The sequence below is a fragment of the Caulobacter sp. GW456-12-1-14-TSB4 genome, assembly GCF_059424195.1.
This window is the reverse complement of sequence record NZ_JBWKZF010000003.1, coordinates 125,120-140,373: the sequence shown is the minus strand read 5'-3', so window position 1 is coordinate 140,373 and position 15,254 is coordinate 125,120. Positions and strand designations below refer to the sequence as shown.

General features: G+C 66.1%; 15 protein-coding genes and 1 pseudogene. 6 read left to right on the top strand and 10 right to left on the bottom strand.

The annotated features are described in order from the left end of the window. Positions 1–60: 60 nt before the first annotated feature. The 3 genes and pseudogenes from AC07YH_RS03985 to AC07YH_RS03975 form a co-directional block, all read right to left on the bottom strand. Positions 61–408, bottom strand: coding sequence for a hypothetical protein (locus AC07YH_RS03985; RefSeq protein ID WP_494745714.1), 348 nt, complete (start codon positions 406–408; stop codon positions 61–63). Positions 409–425: 17 nt separating this feature from the next. Continuing rightward, entirely contained in the window at positions 426–2,633 is a 2,208-nt protein-coding gene (purL, locus tag AC07YH_RS03980) for a phosphoribosylformylglycinamidine synthase subunit PurL (RefSeq protein ID WP_494745713.1), read from the bottom strand. A 79-nt stretch (positions 2,634–2,712) separates the two neighbouring features. After that, positions 2,713–2,913 (bottom strand): annotated as a pseudogene (locus tag AC07YH_RS03975) (hypothetical protein); the annotation flags it as partial. A 318-nt stretch (positions 2,914–3,231) separates the two neighbouring features. On the opposite strand from AC07YH_RS03975, the gene AC07YH_RS03970 reads away from it, so the two are divergent. After that, complete coding sequence (locus tag AC07YH_RS03970) at positions 3,232–3,408, top strand: hypothetical protein (protein WP_494745712.1); 177 nt, start codon at positions 3,232–3,234, stop codon at positions 3,406–3,408. A 61-nt stretch (positions 3,409–3,469) separates the two neighbouring features. Here the strand turns inward: AC07YH_RS03970 and AC07YH_RS03965 are convergent, their stop codons facing one another. From AC07YH_RS03965 to purC, 6 genes are all read right to left on the bottom strand, one after another. Then, positions 3,470–5,386, bottom strand: a complete 1,917-nt coding sequence (locus AC07YH_RS03965) for a CocE/NonD family hydrolase (RefSeq protein ID WP_494745711.1) — start codon at positions 5,384–5,386, stop codon at positions 3,470–3,472. A 105-nt stretch (positions 5,387–5,491) separates the two neighbouring features. Continuing rightward, complete coding sequence (gene purQ, locus AC07YH_RS03960) at positions 5,492–6,154, bottom strand: phosphoribosylformylglycinamidine synthase subunit PurQ (protein WP_494745710.1); 663 nt, start codon at positions 6,152–6,154, stop codon at positions 5,492–5,494. Between the two features lie 64 nt (positions 6,155–6,218). Continuing rightward, a complete protein-coding gene (locus AC07YH_RS03955; protein WP_494745709.1) occupies positions 6,219–6,695 on the bottom strand; it encodes a DUF3291 domain-containing protein in 477 nt (158 codons plus the stop codon). 71 nt (positions 6,696–6,766) lie between these two features. Then, entirely contained in the window at positions 6,767–7,471 is a 705-nt protein-coding gene (locus AC07YH_RS03950; protein WP_494745708.1) for an NlpC/P60 family protein, read from the bottom strand. Between the two features lie 69 nt (positions 7,472–7,540). Beyond that, positions 7,541–7,780, bottom strand: a complete 240-nt coding sequence (gene purS / locus AC07YH_RS03945) for a phosphoribosylformylglycinamidine synthase subunit PurS (protein WP_223393902.1) — start codon at positions 7,778–7,780, stop codon at positions 7,541–7,543. Positions 7,781–7,835: 55 nt separating this feature from the next. Then, the gene (gene purC / locus AC07YH_RS03940; RefSeq protein ID WP_494745707.1) at positions 7,836–8,594 is read right to left on the bottom strand and encodes a phosphoribosylaminoimidazolesuccinocarboxamide synthase; all 759 of its coding nucleotides are present in this window, start codon (positions 8,592–8,594) and stop codon (positions 7,836–7,838) included. Positions 8,595–8,997: 403 nt separating this feature from the next. On the opposite strand from purC, the gene AC07YH_RS03935 reads away from it, so the two are divergent. After that, complete coding sequence (locus AC07YH_RS03935) at positions 8,998–9,315, top strand: DUF1476 domain-containing protein (protein WP_494745706.1); 318 nt, start codon at positions 8,998–9,000, stop codon at positions 9,313–9,315. Between the two features lie 235 nt (positions 9,316–9,550). Then, positions 9,551–9,973: a DUF1842 domain-containing protein gene (locus tag AC07YH_RS03930; RefSeq protein ID WP_494745705.1), complete on the top strand. Its 423-nt coding sequence runs from the start codon at positions 9,551–9,553 to the stop codon at positions 9,971–9,973. A gap of 99 nt (positions 9,974–10,072) precedes the next feature. On the opposite strand, the gene AC07YH_RS03925 is transcribed toward AC07YH_RS03930, so the two are convergent. Beyond that, positions 10,073–12,067, bottom strand: coding sequence for a M13 family metallopeptidase (locus AC07YH_RS03925; protein WP_494745704.1), 1,995 nt, complete (start codon positions 12,065–12,067; stop codon positions 10,073–10,075). Positions 12,068–12,273: 206 nt separating this feature from the next. Here AC07YH_RS03925 and AC07YH_RS03920 point away from each other — a divergent pair, with 206 nt between their 5' ends. From AC07YH_RS03920 to AC07YH_RS03910, 3 genes are read left to right on the top strand one after another with little or no spacing between them, the layout of a single operon-like run. Then, positions 12,274–13,407, top strand: coding sequence for a Gfo/Idh/MocA family protein (locus AC07YH_RS03920; RefSeq protein ID WP_494745703.1), 1,134 nt, complete (start codon positions 12,274–12,276; stop codon positions 13,405–13,407). Between the two features lie 11 nt (positions 13,408–13,418). Continuing rightward, positions 13,419–14,771, top strand: a complete 1,353-nt coding sequence (locus tag AC07YH_RS03915) for a Gfo/Idh/MocA family protein (RefSeq protein WP_494745702.1) — start codon at positions 13,419–13,421, stop codon at positions 14,769–14,771. Between the two features lie 9 nt (positions 14,772–14,780). After that, complete coding sequence (locus tag AC07YH_RS03910; protein WP_494745701.1) at positions 14,781–15,221, top strand: cupin domain-containing protein; 441 nt, start codon at positions 14,781–14,783, stop codon at positions 15,219–15,221. The last annotated feature ends 33 nt before the right edge of the window (positions 15,222–15,254 follow it).

The following is a 15,254-nucleotide window of genomic DNA, read 5'->3' as shown; positions in this document are numbered from 1 at the left end:
ATGCCCCCTCCGGCCCTCTGGGCCACCTCCCCCAGAGGGGGAGGAGAAATCAGACTGTCCTTAGTCCACGCAGATCGCGCCGGTCGACTTGCCGTTCACGACCTTGGCGTAGCAGCCGAACTGACGGTTGGTCTTCTGGCACTGGCCGGTGACGTCGCCCGTGGCTTCCAGGTTGCCTTCGAGGACGCAGGCGCCTTCGCACTGGCTCTTGTCGGTGCAGGCCTTGCCGGCGTCGGCATAGGGGACGACGCAGGTCGGAATCTGGGCCTTGCCGACCGGCTGAATCGAACCGCCCTTGGCCGAGCACTGGGCGACCAGATTGTCCGCCGACGGGGCGGCCGGCTCAGCAGTCGGAGCGCAGGCGCTCAGCAGCAGGGCGGCGACGGCGGTGAGGGCGAGGATACGCATCGTACTCGGTCTTTCTCTTAAGCCTTGGGGGCGTTCATGTAGCCCGGCAGCCAGGCTTCGTGAGCCGTGCGCAGGGCGTCGAGCGAGACGCTGAAAAGGTCCTTCGACGCGAAGTCGTTCCCGCCCGCGACGCCGGCCAGGTTGGCGTGGACGCCGGCTTCCTTGGCCGCTTCCAGCACCGCGTCCGGGTCCGGGGTGGCGATCAGGTAGCGAGCCTGGTCTTCGCCCAGCAGGTAGGGGTGGGCGTGGGCGGCGCTGGTGGCGTTCAGGGTGACGCCGACCTTGCTGGCCAGGGCGATGTCGGCCGCGGCGATCAGCAGGCCGCCGTCCGACAGGTCGTGGACGCCGGCGACGAGGCCCGAGCTGATCAGACCGCGCACGAAGTCGCCGTTCTTGCGCTCCAGCGCCAGGTCGACGGGCGGCGGCGCGCCGTCCTCGCGGCCCAGGATTTCGCGCAGATAGATCGAGGCGCCCAGTTCGCCGTGGGTCTCGCCGATCAGCACCAGCGTGTCGCCCTCGGCCACCGCGCCGAAGCCGGTGCGCAGGTCGTAGTCTTCCAGCAGGCCCACGGCGCCGACGGTCGGGGTCGGCGGAATGGCGACGCCGTTGGTCTCGTTGTAGAGGCTGACGTTCCCGCTCACGACCGGGAAGTCCAGCACGCGGCAGGCCTCGGCCATGCCGTCGGTGGCGCGGACGATCTGGCCCATGGTCTCGGGCTTTTCGGGGCTGCCGAAGTTGAGGTTGTCGGTGATGGCGATCGGCAGGGCGCCGGCGGCCGTCAGGTTGCGCCAGGCTTCCGCCACGGCCTGCTTGCCGCCCTCGTACGGGTCGGCCTGGACGTAGCGCGGGGTGCAGTCGCTGGTCACGGCGATGGCCTTGCCGGTGCCGTGGATGCGCACGATGCCGGCGTCGCAGCCGGTGGCGCTGTCTTCCAGGGTATCGGCCATCACGTGACGGTCGTACTGCTCCCACAGCCAGCGCTTGGAGGCCATGTCGGGGCTGCCGACGATCTTCAGGACCGCTTCGTTCCAGTCGATCGGGGCGGGGATCTTGGCCGGGTCGAGGCGGGCGTCCAGCTTGGGCTGCACCCACGGGCGGTCATAAAGCGGCGCGTCGTCGAACAGCGGGGCCAGCGGCACGTCGCAGACCGTCTCGCCGTGATGCTTCAGCACCAGGCGGCCGGTGTCGGTGGTGTAGCCGATGACCGCGGCGTCCAGGCCCCATTTCTCGAAGATGGCGTGGCCGTCCTGCTCGCGGCCGGGCTTCAGGACCGCCAGCATGCGCTCCTGGCTTTCCGACAGCATCATCTCGTAGGCCGACATGCCTTCTTCGCGCTGCGGGACCATGTCCATGTTCAGCTCGATGCCGACGCCGCCCTTGCCGGCCATCTCGACCGACGACGAGGTCAGGCCCGCCGCGCCCATGTCCTGGATGGCGGCGACCGCGCCGGTAGCCATCAGCTCCAGGGTGGCTTCGATCAGCAGCTTCTCGGCGAAGGGGTCGCCGACCTGCACGGTGGGGCGCTTCTCCTCGGAGTCCGCGGTGAACTCGGTCGAGGACATGGTCGCGCCGTGGATGCCGTCGCGGCCGGTCTTGGAGCCGAAATAGACGACCGCCAGGTTCGGACCCGGAGCGGCCGAGTAGAAGATGCTGTCGGCCTTGGCCAGGCCCACGCACATGGCGTTGACCAGGATGTTGCCGTTGTAGCCCTTGTGGAAGTTGGTCTCGCCGGCGACCGTGGGCACGCCCACGCAGTTGCCGTAGCCGGCGATGCCGGCGACCACGCCGTCCACCAGGCGCTTGGTCTTGGGGTGCTCGGGATCACCGAAGCGCAGGGCGTTCAAGAGAGCGATCGGTCGTGCGCCCATCGTGAAGACGTCGCGCATGATGCCGCCCACGCCCGTCGCCGCGCCCTGATAGGGCTCGATGTAGGACGGGTGGTTGTGGCTCTCCATCTTGAAGATGATCGCGTCGCCATCGCCGATGTCGATGACGCCGGCGTTCTCGCCCGGACCGCAGATGACGCGCGGCCCGTCGATCGGGAACTTCTTCAGCTGGTTCTTGGAGGACTTGTACGAGCAGTGCTCGGACCACATCACCGAGAAGACGCCCAGCTCGACGAGGTTGGGCTCTCGGCCCAGTCGGGCCAGGACGACGTCATATTCGGCGGGTTTCAGGCCGAACTCGGCGGCCAATTCGGCCATGGGCTTTTGGGGCGTGCTCATGGGCGCGCCTTCTAACCTGACCGCCCAGATTCCGCTACATCGACTTGATCAGGTGCTCGAGATGGGCGCCGCCTTCGCCGAGCCAGTAGTCGATCACCACGCCGCCTTTTTCGACCGAGCCCATGCGCAGCGAGACGCCGATCACCACGGCGCCGAACAGGGCCAGAGCGATCACGATCAAGCGCAACACGGGATGCACGCCCGAGGACTTGCGGCGCTTGGCCCAGACGGGCAGGCCGCTGACATAGGTGTCGGGGAACCGAACTTCGGGGTCGGCCATGGTCATATCAACCGTCGATGCCTTCGCATTTCCTTGTTCGGCGAAATGTTGCGCGCTTGAAACGGGGATTCTAGTTCTATCCCCTGCAAGGCGCGGCTCGACCCCAATTCTCTCGCTTGAGGCGAAAGCTTTGCTTTAAGGGGGATGATGGCGAGGCGATCGTTGCGGAACCGCCGTAGCGTCGGGATTTTGGAGTGAATCCCTGAAAAATCCGCAGCTTAGCTGGAAATAAGGCGGCTCCGCCGTAGGAACGCCCCGACTCCGGGTTCGTTCTCTAACCGTGCGTCACGAGCGCGCTGTGTAGAAGGAGTAAGCCCGATGGCTGACAACAACCGCAATCCGCAGCAGCAGAACGACCAACAGCGCCGAGCGCCCGGCCAGCAGCAGCAGCAAGGGCAGCCCAGGCAAGGCGAACCTAGGCAGGACGAGCAGGGCCGCAACCCTGGCGGCCAGGCCAATCAGCAGGATGACAATGTCAGGCGCGGCGACCGCTGACCTGACGAGCACCTCTCCGTAGAAGGAAGGCCGGCGGTGACCCCGCCGGCCTTTCTCGTTGTCACTTGCTGTCGACGACCGGCAGCTCGATGAAGCTGGCGTCCGTTCCCGCGTGGAACACCCGCTGGGTGGCCTTCACATAGTCGGCTGGCTTGGCGAAGAAGATGTTCGGCACGAAGGTCTGCGGGTTGCGATCGTAGAGCGGGAACCAGCTGGACTGGACCTGCACCATGATCCGGTGGCCCGGCTGGAAGGTGTAGTTCGCGGTCGGCAGGATGAACTGGTACTTCAGCGGGGTGTTGGCTTTGATCGGCTTGCCCTCGGTGAAGCCCTCGCGATAGCGGCCGCGGAAGATGTCCATGCCCACGGCCAGCTGGTAGCCGCCCAGCTCGGGCTGGCTGGGGACCTCGTCCGGATAGACGTCGATCAGCTTCACGACCCAGTCGCTGTCCGTCCCGCTGGTCGAGGCGGTCAGGTTCACCTTCGGCACGCCGGCGATCTTCAGCGGCTCTTTCAGCGGTTCGGAAGTGTAGGTCAGGACGTCGGGACGGCCGTCGACACCGCGCTGGTCGGTGACCAGCCACTGGGTCCAGCGGCTGCGGTCGGAGAACTGCAGCGGGCGCGGGATGTAGGGCACCGGCTTGGCGGGATCGGAGACGTACTCGTCATACGCCGCCGCGCCCTTGGCCGCCGCCGGGGCGTCGAAGCCCAAGCCGCCCTTGGCCTCCAGATAGAGGTTCTTGGTCTTGCCCTGCGGCCACGATGCATAGCGGTTCCACTTGTTCTGGCCCGGGTCGTAGATCAGCACCGGCGGCGTGTCGGCCTTGGCCGCGCCCTTCAGGTGCTGGTCGAAGAAGGGCTTGAGCACATCACGGCGGAACTGCAGGGCGGTATCGCCGTCCCACTTGAACGGACCCAGGTTGAAGGCGTCGTAGTTCACCTGGCTGTGCCGCCACGGGCCCAGCACCAGGTAGTTCATGTCGTTGTTGGTATCCTTGGACTCCAGCGCCGGATACGAGTGCACCGCGCCCCACATGTCCTCCTGGTCCCACAGGCCCTGGATCCACATGGTCGGCACCTTCAGCGGCGTCTTCTCCATGGTCTTGTCCAGAGCCTGCTCGCTCCAGAAGCTGTCATAGGCCGGGTGTTCGCTGATCTTCTTCCAGAAGGGCAGGGCGTCCAGGCCATGGTTCTTGGCGTAGTCGCCGGCCGAGCCTTCCTTCAGGAAGTTGGCGTAGTCGTCATAGCCCTGGCGCTGCACGCCATCGCCCGCGCCGCGCACCGTGGTCTGGCCGGTGATGTAGTCGAAGTTCGGCTGGCGGAAAGCCCCGTGGTGGAACCAGTCGTCGCCCATCCAGCCATCGACCATCGGGCTCATCGGCGCCGCGGCCTTCAAGGCCGGGTGCGGATTGACCAGAGCCATCACGACCGTGAAGCCCTCATACGAGCTGCCCAGCATGCCGACATTGCCGTTGGTCTCCGGCACGTTCTTCACCAGCCAGTCGATGGTGTCGTAGGCGTCGGTGGAGTGGTCGACCTCGGACGAGTTCAGCGGACCCTTCAGCGGGCGCGTCATCACATAGTCGCCCTCCGAGCCGTACTTGCCGCGGATGTCCTGGAAGACGCGGATATAGCCGCCGTCGGCCACGAAGACCTCGTCGCCCTGGGCCAGGGCCGAGACCATCTTGGAGCTGTCGTTGCGGGCGGCGCGCTTGGCGGCGTTGTAGGGCGTGCGGGTCAGCAGGATCGGCAGGCTCTTGCCGCCCTTGGGGATGACGATGACCGTGTAGAGCTTGGTCCCGTCGCGCATCGGGATCATCACGACGCGCTTCTCGTAGTCGTAGTTGATCTTGGCGGCGACGTACTTGCCGGCGATGTCCGGCGCCATCGGCGGCGTCTGGGCATGGGCCGTGACGGCGACGGCCGAGATGGCGACGGCGGCCATCAGGCCGGCGCGCAAGGTGGTGACGAGACTCATGGTTGGCCCTCCTGCAGAGGCGGGCACCTTAGGCCTGGGATTTTGGAGCTGCTACACTGTAACAGCACGCTTCAGCCCACTTTTTGATCCGTGGGCTGAGCCGCGTCAGGCGCTCTGGAAGATGCTGCGGAACAGCACCGCGCCGTCGTCAGAGCCCAGGTCGGGATCGAACGAGCGGTCGGGGTGGGGCATCAGGCCCAGGACGTTGCCGCCCTTGTTGACGATGCCGGCGATGCCGCGCGCCGAGCCGTTCGGGTTCTGCTTGTAGCGGAACACCACCTGGCCCTCGCCCTCGATCCGGTCGAGGGTCTCCTCGTCGGCGTAATAGTTGCCCTCGCCGTTGCCCACGGTCATGACCGCGTCGCGCTGCTCGCCATAGCCGGCGGTGAAGCGGGTCTGGCCGTTGACGATGTCCAGATCGATGGCCTTGCAGACGTACTTCAGGCCGGCGTTGCGCAGCAGGGCGCCGGGCAGAAGGCCGACTTCCGTCAAGACTTGGAAGCCGTTGCAGATGCCGACCACGGCGACGCCCTTTTCGGCGGCCGAGACGACTTCCTTCATGACGGGGCTCTGGGCCGCCATGGCGCCGCAGCGCAGGTAGTCGCCGTACGAGAAGCCGCCGGGCAGGACGATCAGGTCCAGGTCGTCCGGCAGCGCCGTCTCCTGGTGCCAGACCATCTCGACACGGGCGCCCGCGGAGCGCTCGATGGCGACCTTGCAGTCGCGGTCACAGTTCGAACCGGGGAATACGACGACGGCGGCTTTCATGGCGCGGGCCTGTAGCACCGTTCGTATGGATTTGTCATCCCGGCGAAAGCCGGGACGACAGTTCTTAGGCGCACTCATCCAGCTCAGGCGCCACCGGCTCCCCCGTCGGCGCGGGGAAGGGCGTCTTGAACGTGAACGCCGCCGGCGTTGGCCCGTGGGCCTTCAGCAACGCCAGCTTCTCCAGCGCCTCTTCCACCGTCGGCTCATGACCCACCGGGACCCACCACAGGGCCATGTAGGTGTCCATGTCCTCGAACCATTCCTTGCGGCGGCGCATGATCTCGATGTGGCCGCTGCGGTAGACGAACGCGCCCAGCGAGGGGATGTCCGCCCACACCGACAGGTTCGGGATGAAAAGCGGATCGTCGTTGATCGCCAGGTCGGTGGCGTTGTTGCCGTCGCCCTTCAGCCGCCAGACGAAGCCGGGCGAACTCTCGGCCAGCGCGTTGATGCGATCGAGGTTGTCGGCGAAGTCCTTGATCATCGGATGGTCGATCGCCGCCTTCAGGCGTCCGACATTGACCTGCGCCAGTTGCCACATGTTCGATGCTCCCTCCCGTCTCGATACCTGGGGAGCTGGGCTCGGCCGGTCCGATCCGCAAGGGTCGCCGATCACTGTTCGTTGGTCGAGACCGGCTTTCCGTCGTCCTTGACCTTGCGGGGCTTGCCCGAGCCGGGCGGCGCGGTGGCCGGCCAGCGGGCGTCCAGCAGCCGATCCTTGGCCAGCCAGGTGTAGCTCACCTTATCCGACTGGTTACCCCCGAGGATGAGATAGCCCTTGGCGTCGTTCTCGCCGGCATAGAAGCCGACATGGCCTTGCCAGCCGGTCCTGGAGCCTCGCCAGAAGACCATCACCGCGCCCGGCTGCGGCTTGCTGGGGGAGCCGAACTTCAGCCAGCTGCGCGCGCCCAGCGGGTTGGCCGGCAGGGGCTCGTTGCCCAGGGTGGAGCCGACGCAGTGGGCCACGAACAGGCCGCACCAGGCGACGTCGTCACCGGCGTAGTCGATGTCGAGGTTCTCGGCCCATCGCATGATGTCCGGGTTGTCGGCTGGGCCGGGCGTCTCGCGCACGCCGATCAGGCGCTTGGCCTCGATCAGCCAGGGCAGGGCGGGATCGTCCAGGGCGTTCTTGGGCGGGCTGTCGTCCAGGCCTAGCGCCTTCAGGGTCTTGGGGCCAACGACCCCGTCGATCAGCAGGCCGCTGGCTCTCTGGAAGTCGCGAACCGCCGCGGCGGTCCTGCGACCCCAGATGCCGTCGATATTGCCCGGATCGAAGCCGCGCGCGGCCAAGGCCGTCTGGATCTGGAAGATCGTCACGTCGCCACCCTCTCGCAACAATGTCACGAGAGGGTGCGCGTTTAACGTGTTTTTGTCGAGTCTCGCCTTTTAGGCGATGTCGATGCGGTAGCTTTCGATGACCGTGTTGGCCAGCAGCTTGTCGCACATGGTCTTGACCTCGGCCTTGGCGGCCTCGGCGTCCGTGGCGTCGAGATCGAATTCGATGACGCGGCCGACGCGGGCGTCCTTGACCGACGGCCAGCCCAGGCCATGCAGGGCGTTCTCGACAGCCTTGCCCTGGACGTCGAGCACGCCGGGCTTCAGGAACACGTGGACGGTGGCTTTCACTGACAGGTTCTCCCCGCGCGGCGGTCAAAGGGCCACGCTGCTTTCCGAATGAAGGTTAGTGCACGCCGCCTTGGATGACGGTCGGCATTTCCTTCATGATCCCCAGGCGGCGAGCCACCTCGGTATAGCTTTCGATGACGTTGCCGAGGTCGCGGCGGAAACGGTCCTTGTCCAGCTTCTCGCTGGTGACCGAGTCCCACAGGCGGCAGCTGTCGGGGCTGATCTCGTCGGCCAGGATGATCCGCGAGAAGTCACCCTCGTAGATGCGGCCGAACTCGATCTTGAAGTCCACCAGGGTGATGCCGACGGCGCTGAACAGGCCCGACAGGTAGTCGTTGACCCGCAGGGCGGTGGCCATCATGTCGTCGATCTCCTGGGTCGCGGCCCAGTTGAACGCGGTGATGTGCTCCTCGGAGACCATCGGGTCACCGAGCTTGTCGTCCTTGTAGTAGAACTCGATGATCGAGCGGGGCAGGGGCTGACCCTCGGTCAGGCCCAGGCGCGTGGCGATCGAGCCGGCGGCGATGTTGCGCACCACGACCTCGAGCGGGACGATCTCGACTTCCTTGATCAGCTGCTCGCGCAGGTTCAGGCGGCGGATGAAGTGGTTCTGGACGCCGATCGAGTTCAGGCGAGTCATGATGTACTCGCTGATCCGATTGTTGATGACGCCCTTGCCTTCCAGGATGGCTTTCTTCTGGGCGTTGAAGGCCGTCGCGTCGTCCTTGAAGTACTGGATCAGGGTGCCGGGCTCGGGGCCCTCGTACAAGATCTTGGCCTTGCCTTCGTAGATCTTCTTGCGACGGGTCGTCATGGCTCTCGTCGAGGCCCTTCTGTAAGCGCGCGCCGCTCCTCGAGGCCGGAAAGTTCCGGAGAAACGAAAAGCGCGCGCGGCGGATAGCTGCGCGCGGCATTCGACTCAAGGCCGCTCACTGGAAATATCGTGCGGAACCTACCTGAATCAGCACGACCGCGCAAACGAAGGACAGCTTTCCTCCGGCGTTTTGGGCTATGCTGCGACTGGAAACGTAGCCTGCGGCTTATCCGCCGATTGCGGCGGAGGGCGGCACGGGATATGCAGCCCGCGTAAGAGCACGATAGCCGGAAGTGGACGCCGGTTTCGGCGACTATCATGCTCTAAATGTTTAGAATTAGAGCCTGCCGCGACCGGATGAATTTATCTGGGCGCGACAGGCTCGGACGACTTTGGGGCCTTCATGACCACCTTCGACGACCGCGAACGGGCTTTCGAAAACAAGTTCGCTCACGACCAGGAGCTTGAATTCAAGGCGACCGCGCGCCGCAACCGCCTGCTGGGCGAATGGGCCGCTGGTCTCATGGGCCTGGCGACGGTCGAGGAGTACGCGCGCGCCGTGGTGAAGTCCGACTTCGAACAGCCGGGCGACGAGGACGTGCTGCGCAAGGTCTACCAGGATCTGTCGGGCTCGGGCGTCTCCGCCTCGGAAGGCGAGGTCCGCATGAAGATGGACGAGCTGCTGGCCGTGGCCCGCGAACAGATCAAGGCTGGCGAGTAAGCTTCGCCACGGTTGGTCCTTCGGGATCGATTCGATTTATTCTAAAAGCCCGGCGCAGGTCCCAGACCTCGCCGGGCTTTGTCGTTATGGGGCTTCCGCAAGGTCAGCGACCGTATACACTTTTTGGTTGTTAGAAATTCAAATTTTCGCCCAGGTTTTATCTGGCGCTCGAAAAGGGATGGATCAATGTGCCCGCCGGGCGGTCGTCGGGACCGCCGAAAAGGGAGAACGTCCAATGAGCGCTGAAGCCGACACCCTTCATACCCAGAAGACCGCCAGCGACGTCATCGGTCTCTATTTCGTCAAGGCCGTGGTCGGTAACGTCGGCATGCCCGGCGCGCCGATCGTCAACCTGGCCCTGTCGGTGCAAGCCGCCTCGGGCCACGTGGCCGGCCTCGCCGAGATCGTCCAGGCCACCCCGGGCGGCAATCACCGCTTCCAGGTCTCGGGCCAGATCTATCAGACCGGCTTTGGGCCCAACCATCAGCTGGTCTCGCTGAACGGCGAGTTCGTCTACAGCGTGCCGCCGCCGGCCATCGGCTCGTTCATCGCCAAGTTCACGGCGGCCCTGACGGTCGACCAGGAATGGAACGGCTCGGGCGGCTTCAACTACGTCAACACCCACGTCGAGAACGTGCCGGTGAAGAAGGTCGGCTGAGCCGGCGTTTCAACCCCCACCACCCCCCTTCCGGGAACACTCGGAAACCCAACTGCCCGCGCCGTCCCACAAGACGGCGCGGGCTTTCTCTTTCGGGGCCTACCAGATGCGCGAGCGCTTCTCCGGCGGGAGGTAGAACTTGTCGCCCGGCTTGACGCCGAAGGCCGCGTACCAGGCGTCGACATTGCGCGTCGGGCCGATGACCCGGAAGTTCGACGGCGCGTGCGGGTCCGACGCCATCTGCTGCTTCAGCGAGTCCGGACGCGACTTGTCCTGCCAGGCCTGGGCGAAGGCCAGGAAGAAGCGCTGGTCGCCGGTCATGCCGGCCACGACCGGAGCGGGCTTGCCCTTCAGCGAGGCGTGGTAGGCGTCATAGGCCACCTGTAGGCCGGCCAGGTCGGCGATGTTCTCGCCCATGGTCAGCTTGCCGTTGATGAACATGCCGGGCACGGCCTCGTAGCCGTCGTACTGCTTGCCCAGTACGTCGGCCTGGGTCTCGAAGCGCTTGGCGTCCTCGGCGGTCCACCAGTCGCGCAGCTTGCCGGTGTCGTCGATCTTGCGGCCCTGGTCGTCGAACCCGTGGCTGATCTCGTGGCCGATCACCGCGCCGATCGCGCCATAGTTAACCGCCGGGTCGGCGGCCGGATCGAAGTAGGGCGCCTGCAGGATGCCGGCAGGGAAGACGATCTTGTTCTCCAGCCCGCCGTTGTAGGCGTTCACGGTCTGCGGGGTCATGCCCCACTTGGCGTGGTCCACCGGCTGGCCCAGGTCGGACAGGGCATAGGCCCACTCGAAGGCCCCGCTGCGGCGGACATTGCCGTAGAGGTCGCCGGCGTCGAGCTTCAGGGCCGAATAATCGCGCCACTTGTCGGGATAGCCGACCATGACGGTCATCTTCTTCAGCTTGGTCAGGGCCGCCTGCTTGGTGACCGGGGCCATCCACGGCGCCTTCTCGATGCGCTCGGCCATGGCGACCTTCAGATTGGCGATCAGATCGACCATCTGGGCCTTGGACGAGGGCGGGAAGTACTTGGCGACATAGGTCTGGCCGACCACCTCGCCCAGGCTGCCGTCCACCAGGGTCACGCCGCGCTTCCAGCGCGGGCGCAGGGTGGTCTGACCGCTCAGCACCTTCACATATTCGAAGCGGCTGTCGACGAAGCGCTTGGAGAGGTAGGGCGACATCTCCTGCACGCCCTGGACGGTCTGCCAGGCCTTGAGGGTCTCCAGCGGCGTGGCGGCGAACAGCTTGGCGATGTCGCTGACGGCGGTCTTCTCGCCCAGCACCACCTGGCTGCGGCCGGTGATGCCCGCGGCGGCCAGATAGTCGGCCCACGGAACCTCGGGCGCATAGGCCTGCAGCTCGGTCAGCGAGACGGGGTTGTAGACCTTGTCGATGTCGCGGCGGTCGGCGACCGGCCAGCTGACCTTGGCGATGGCCGTCTCGAAGGCGATCACGTCGGCGGCCGCCTTGGTCGGATCGGCATAGCCGGCCATCTTCAGCGCCCGCTCGGCGAAGGCCTTGTAGGCGTCCAGCTGCGGCTTGAAGCCGTCGGTCAGGTAGTAGTCGCGGTCGGGCAAGCCCAGGCCCGACTGACCGATATAGAGCGCGTTGATCTCGGGGTTCTTGGCGTCCGGATAGATGTCCAGCGAGAACAGGTCGGGGCCGAAGCCGCCATGGGCCGCGCCCAGGGCCTTGGCCAGGTCGGCCTTCGACGAGATCGCCTGGATCTTCGCCAGGTCGGCCTTCAGCGGCGCGTCATCGACCTGCTCGATCTTGGCCTCGTCGGTGAAGCTCTTGTACAGCGCGCCGATCTGGGTCGAGGCGTCCGCCGTCTCGATCAGGGTCCGCAGCTGGTCCTGCGAGCGGTTGAAGACGTCGTAGCCGACGCCGGCCGAGGGCTGGTCGGCGGGGATGGTCGTCTTCTTCTCCCAGCCGCCGTTGGCGTACTTGTTGAAGTCGTTGCCCGGCTTCACCGCCAGATCGCGCGACGTCAGGTCGACGCCCCACGCGCCGTACATCGGCTTTTCGGCGGCTATGGCCGCGCCGGAGATAGCCGCGGCGGAAACGGCGGCCAGCAGGAAGATGCGCATGTGTAGGATTCCCCTCTAAGGCGCGGAGCCTGCCCCAAGCGCGGCCGGCGTGCAGATGAATTTCCCGTAATGTGCCGCCGGCTCGTCCTCCGGACGTCGAACGGCGCGCCTACGACCAAGAAGGTATTTCCTCGGTCGCGTTTTAGTGGTCTGATCTCTTCTCATAAGAGGTCAGGCAAGCTGGCGACTGGAGAGGAATAAAGACCATGGACGATCTCGCGAGCCGCCGGGCGTTCCTGTTGGCGGCCGGACTGGGTGGCATGGCCATCGCCAGCGACGCCCTCGCCCAGGAGGTCGCCGCGCCGGGACCGGCCCTGACCGCCAAGCACAAGATCAAGTTCGCGGTGATCGGCCTCGACCACTACCACATCATGAGCATGACCGCCGCGATCAAGCGGGGCGGGGGCGAGTGCGCCTGGGTCTACGCCTACGGCAATGACGCCAAACAGCTGGCCGACTTCAAGACCCAGCACGGCGACGTGCCGGTGGCCGTCAGCATCGACCAGATCCTCAACGACAAGTCGATCCAGCTGGTCGCCGCCGCCCCGATCCCCGACCAGCGCACGCCGCTGGGCCTGAAGGTGATGGCGGCGGGTAAGGACTACCTGTCCGACAAGCCGGGCATCATCACGCTGGCGCAGCTGGCCCAGGTCCGCGCGGCGGTGAAGTCCACCGGCCGCAAGTACGCGATCATGTATTCCGAGCGCCTGGAAGTGCCCTCGGCGATCAAGGCCGGCGAGCTGGTCCAGGCCGGCGCGATCGGCAAGGTCGTCCAGACCATCAACATCGCCCCGCACCGCATCGGTTCGCCGCGTCCGGACTGGTTCTTCGACAAGGCCCGCTACGGCGGCATCCTGACCGACATCGGCTCGCACCAGGCCGACCAATTCCTGTTCTACACCGGCAGCAAGACCGCCAAGGTCGTCGCCAGCCAGACCGGCAATCTCAACAACGCCGCCCATCCCAAGTTCGAGGATTTCGGCGACATGACCGTCGTCGGCGACGGCGGCACGGGCTATGTGCGGGTCGACTGGTTCACGCCGGACGGCCTGGGCGTCTGGGGCGACGGGCGGCTCTTCATCCTCGGCACCGAGGGCTATATCGAGCTGCGCAAGTACGTCGATCCGACGGGGCGGCCCGGCGCCAACCATCTGCTGATCGTCGACAAGAAGTCGGCCCGCTACATCGACTGCAGCCAGGTCCAGCTGCCGTTCGGTCCGCAGTTCGTCGGCGACATCGTCGAGCGCACCTCGGTCGCCCAGGACCAGACGCAGGCGCTGCTGGCCGCCGAACTGGTGCTGACCGCCCAGAAGAACGCCACCAAGCCGGTCCTGGGTTAAGGGAAATGACGATGAGCAACCTCACCCGTCGCGGAATCCTCGCCGCCGGCATCGCCTTCCCGACCATCGTGCCCGCCACGGTGTTCGGCCAGAACGCGCCGTCGAACCGCATCAATATCGGCGTCATCGGCGTGGGCCGCATCGCCCGCGGCCACGACATGGCCGAGACCTTCAAATACGACCACGCCCAGATCCTGGCGGTCTGCGATCTGGACTCCAAGCGCGTGGAGTCCGGCAAGCAGCTGGTCAACGAGACCTACAGCAAGAAGTACGGCCGCACCTGGGATAGCGCCCGGGGCTATGCCGACTATCACGAGGTGCTGGCCGCCAAGGACCTGGACGCGGTCATCATCGCCACGCCCGACCACCAGCACGCCATCCTGGCCGTGCACGCGGTCAAGGCCGGCAAGGACGTCTATCTGCAGAAGCCGGCCTCGCTGACCATCGCCGAGGGCCGGACCATGGCCGACGCGGTCGCCAAGTCGGGCCGCATCCTGCAGATCGGCTCGCAGCAGCGGTCGGACAATCCCTGGCCGCAGTTCCGCCGCGCGTGCGAGCTGGTCCGCAACGGCCGCATCGGACAGCTCAAGCACGTCGAGGTCGGGCTGCCGGGCGATCCGTCCGGCCCCGAGGCGCCGCAGCAGCCGATCCCGGCCAACTTGAACTACGACGCCTGGCTGGGCTCGACGCCGGAGGCCTACTACACCGAGATGCGGGTCCATCCGCAGGCCGACTTCGGCCGTCCGGGCTGGCTGCGCTGCGAGCAGTTCGGGGCCGGGATGATCACCGGCTGGGGCGCGCACCACATCGACACAGCCCACTGGGGCATGGACATGGAGCACTCGGGTCCGGTCGAGATCTGGGGCTCGGCTGAGTTCCCCAAGAGCGGCCTGTGGAACGTGCATGGCAAGTTCCTGACCCACGCCCGATACGCCAACGGCGTGACCATGGACATCTCGGGCGACTTCCCGAACGGGGTGAAGTTCATCGGCACGGAAGGCTGGATCTTCGTCGCCCGCGACGCGGCCGTCACCTCCAGCGATCCCAGCTTCGGCCAGAAGCCGACGCCGGCCCTGTCGGCCAGCAACCCGAAGATCCTCGACAGCGTGATTGGCCCCAACGAGATCCACCTGCGCAAATCGGTCGAGCAACACGGCGACTGGCTGATCTCGATCAAGACCCGGGCGGCCCCCTCGGCCCCGGCGGAGATCGGCCACCGCGCGTGCTCGACCTGTCTGCTGCACCACGCGGCCATGAAGACCGGCCGCCGCCTGCACTGGGACCCCAAGGCCGAGCGCTTCATCAATGACGACGCCGCTAACGCCTTGTTGAGCCGTCCTCAGCGCAAGCCGTACACGTTCTAGGAGATGGCGATGCTCACGAAACGCGACCTCGCCATCGCCGCCGGCGCGGTGGTCCTCACCCTGGCCGGCGTCGCCGTCGCCCAGGCCCCCAAGCCCGCCCTAATCGGTCCGATGGTCTGGCGCTGGGAGGAGATGAAACCCCACGACACCGACGTCGGGACCTACGCCCAGCTGGCCAAGGGCCCGACCGCGACGCTGGACGAGCTGGAGATGCACGTCACGACCCTGAAGCCTGGCACCAGCTCGCACCCGCCCCACACCCATCCGAACGAGGAGCTGGTCATCATCAAGGAAGGCCAGGTCGAGACCCTGTCGGGCGGCAAGTGGGAGAAGCTTGGCCCGGGCGGCGTAATCTTCAACGCCAGCAACAGCCCCCACGCCCTGAAGAACATCGGCGCGACCAACGCGGTCTACCACGTGATCAATTTCAAGACCGATAAGACGCACTAGGCGAACAATTTTCCGGCCGCCGGGAATAACCGC

Excerpts from the sequence above, each read along its gene's own strand:
- AC07YH_RS03985 (WP_494745714.1), bottom strand. The coding sequence starts at position 408 with ATGCGTATCCTCGCCCTCACCGCCGTCGCCGCCCTGCTGCTGAGCGCC.
- purL (WP_494745713.1), bottom strand. The coding sequence starts at position 2,633 with ATGAGCACGCCCCAAAAGCCCATGGCCGAATTGGCCGCCGAGTTCGGC.
- AC07YH_RS03970 (WP_494745712.1), top strand. The coding sequence starts at position 3,232 with ATGGCTGACAACAACCGCAATCCGCAGCAGCAGAACGACCAACAGCGC.
- AC07YH_RS03965 (WP_494745711.1), bottom strand. The coding sequence starts at position 5,386 with ATGAGTCTCGTCACCACCTTGCGCGCCGGCCTGATGGCCGCCGTCGCC.
- purQ (WP_494745710.1), bottom strand. The coding sequence starts at position 6,154 with ATGAAAGCCGCCGTCGTCGTATTCCCCGGTTCGAACTGTGACCGCGAC.
- AC07YH_RS03955 (WP_494745709.1), bottom strand. The coding sequence starts at position 6,695 with ATGTGGCAACTGGCGCAGGTCAATGTCGGACGCCTGAAGGCGGCGATC.
- purC (WP_494745707.1), bottom strand. The coding sequence starts at position 8,594 with ATGACGACCCGTCGCAAGAAGATCTACGAAGGCAAGGCCAAGATCTTG.
- AC07YH_RS03935 (WP_494745706.1), top strand. The coding sequence starts at position 8,998 with ATGACCACCTTCGACGACCGCGAACGGGCTTTCGAAAACAAGTTCGCT.
- AC07YH_RS03930 (WP_494745705.1), top strand. The coding sequence starts at position 9,551 with ATGAGCGCTGAAGCCGACACCCTTCATACCCAGAAGACCGCCAGCGAC.
- AC07YH_RS03925 (WP_494745704.1), bottom strand. The coding sequence starts at position 12,067 with ATGCGCATCTTCCTGCTGGCCGCCGTTTCCGCCGCGGCTATCTCCGGC.
- AC07YH_RS03920 (WP_494745703.1), top strand. The coding sequence starts at position 12,274 with ATGGACGATCTCGCGAGCCGCCGGGCGTTCCTGTTGGCGGCCGGACTG.
- AC07YH_RS03915 (WP_494745702.1), top strand. The coding sequence starts at position 13,419 with ATGAGCAACCTCACCCGTCGCGGAATCCTCGCCGCCGGCATCGCCTTC.
- AC07YH_RS03910 (WP_494745701.1), top strand. The coding sequence starts at position 14,781 with ATGCTCACGAAACGCGACCTCGCCATCGCCGCCGGCGCGGTGGTCCTC.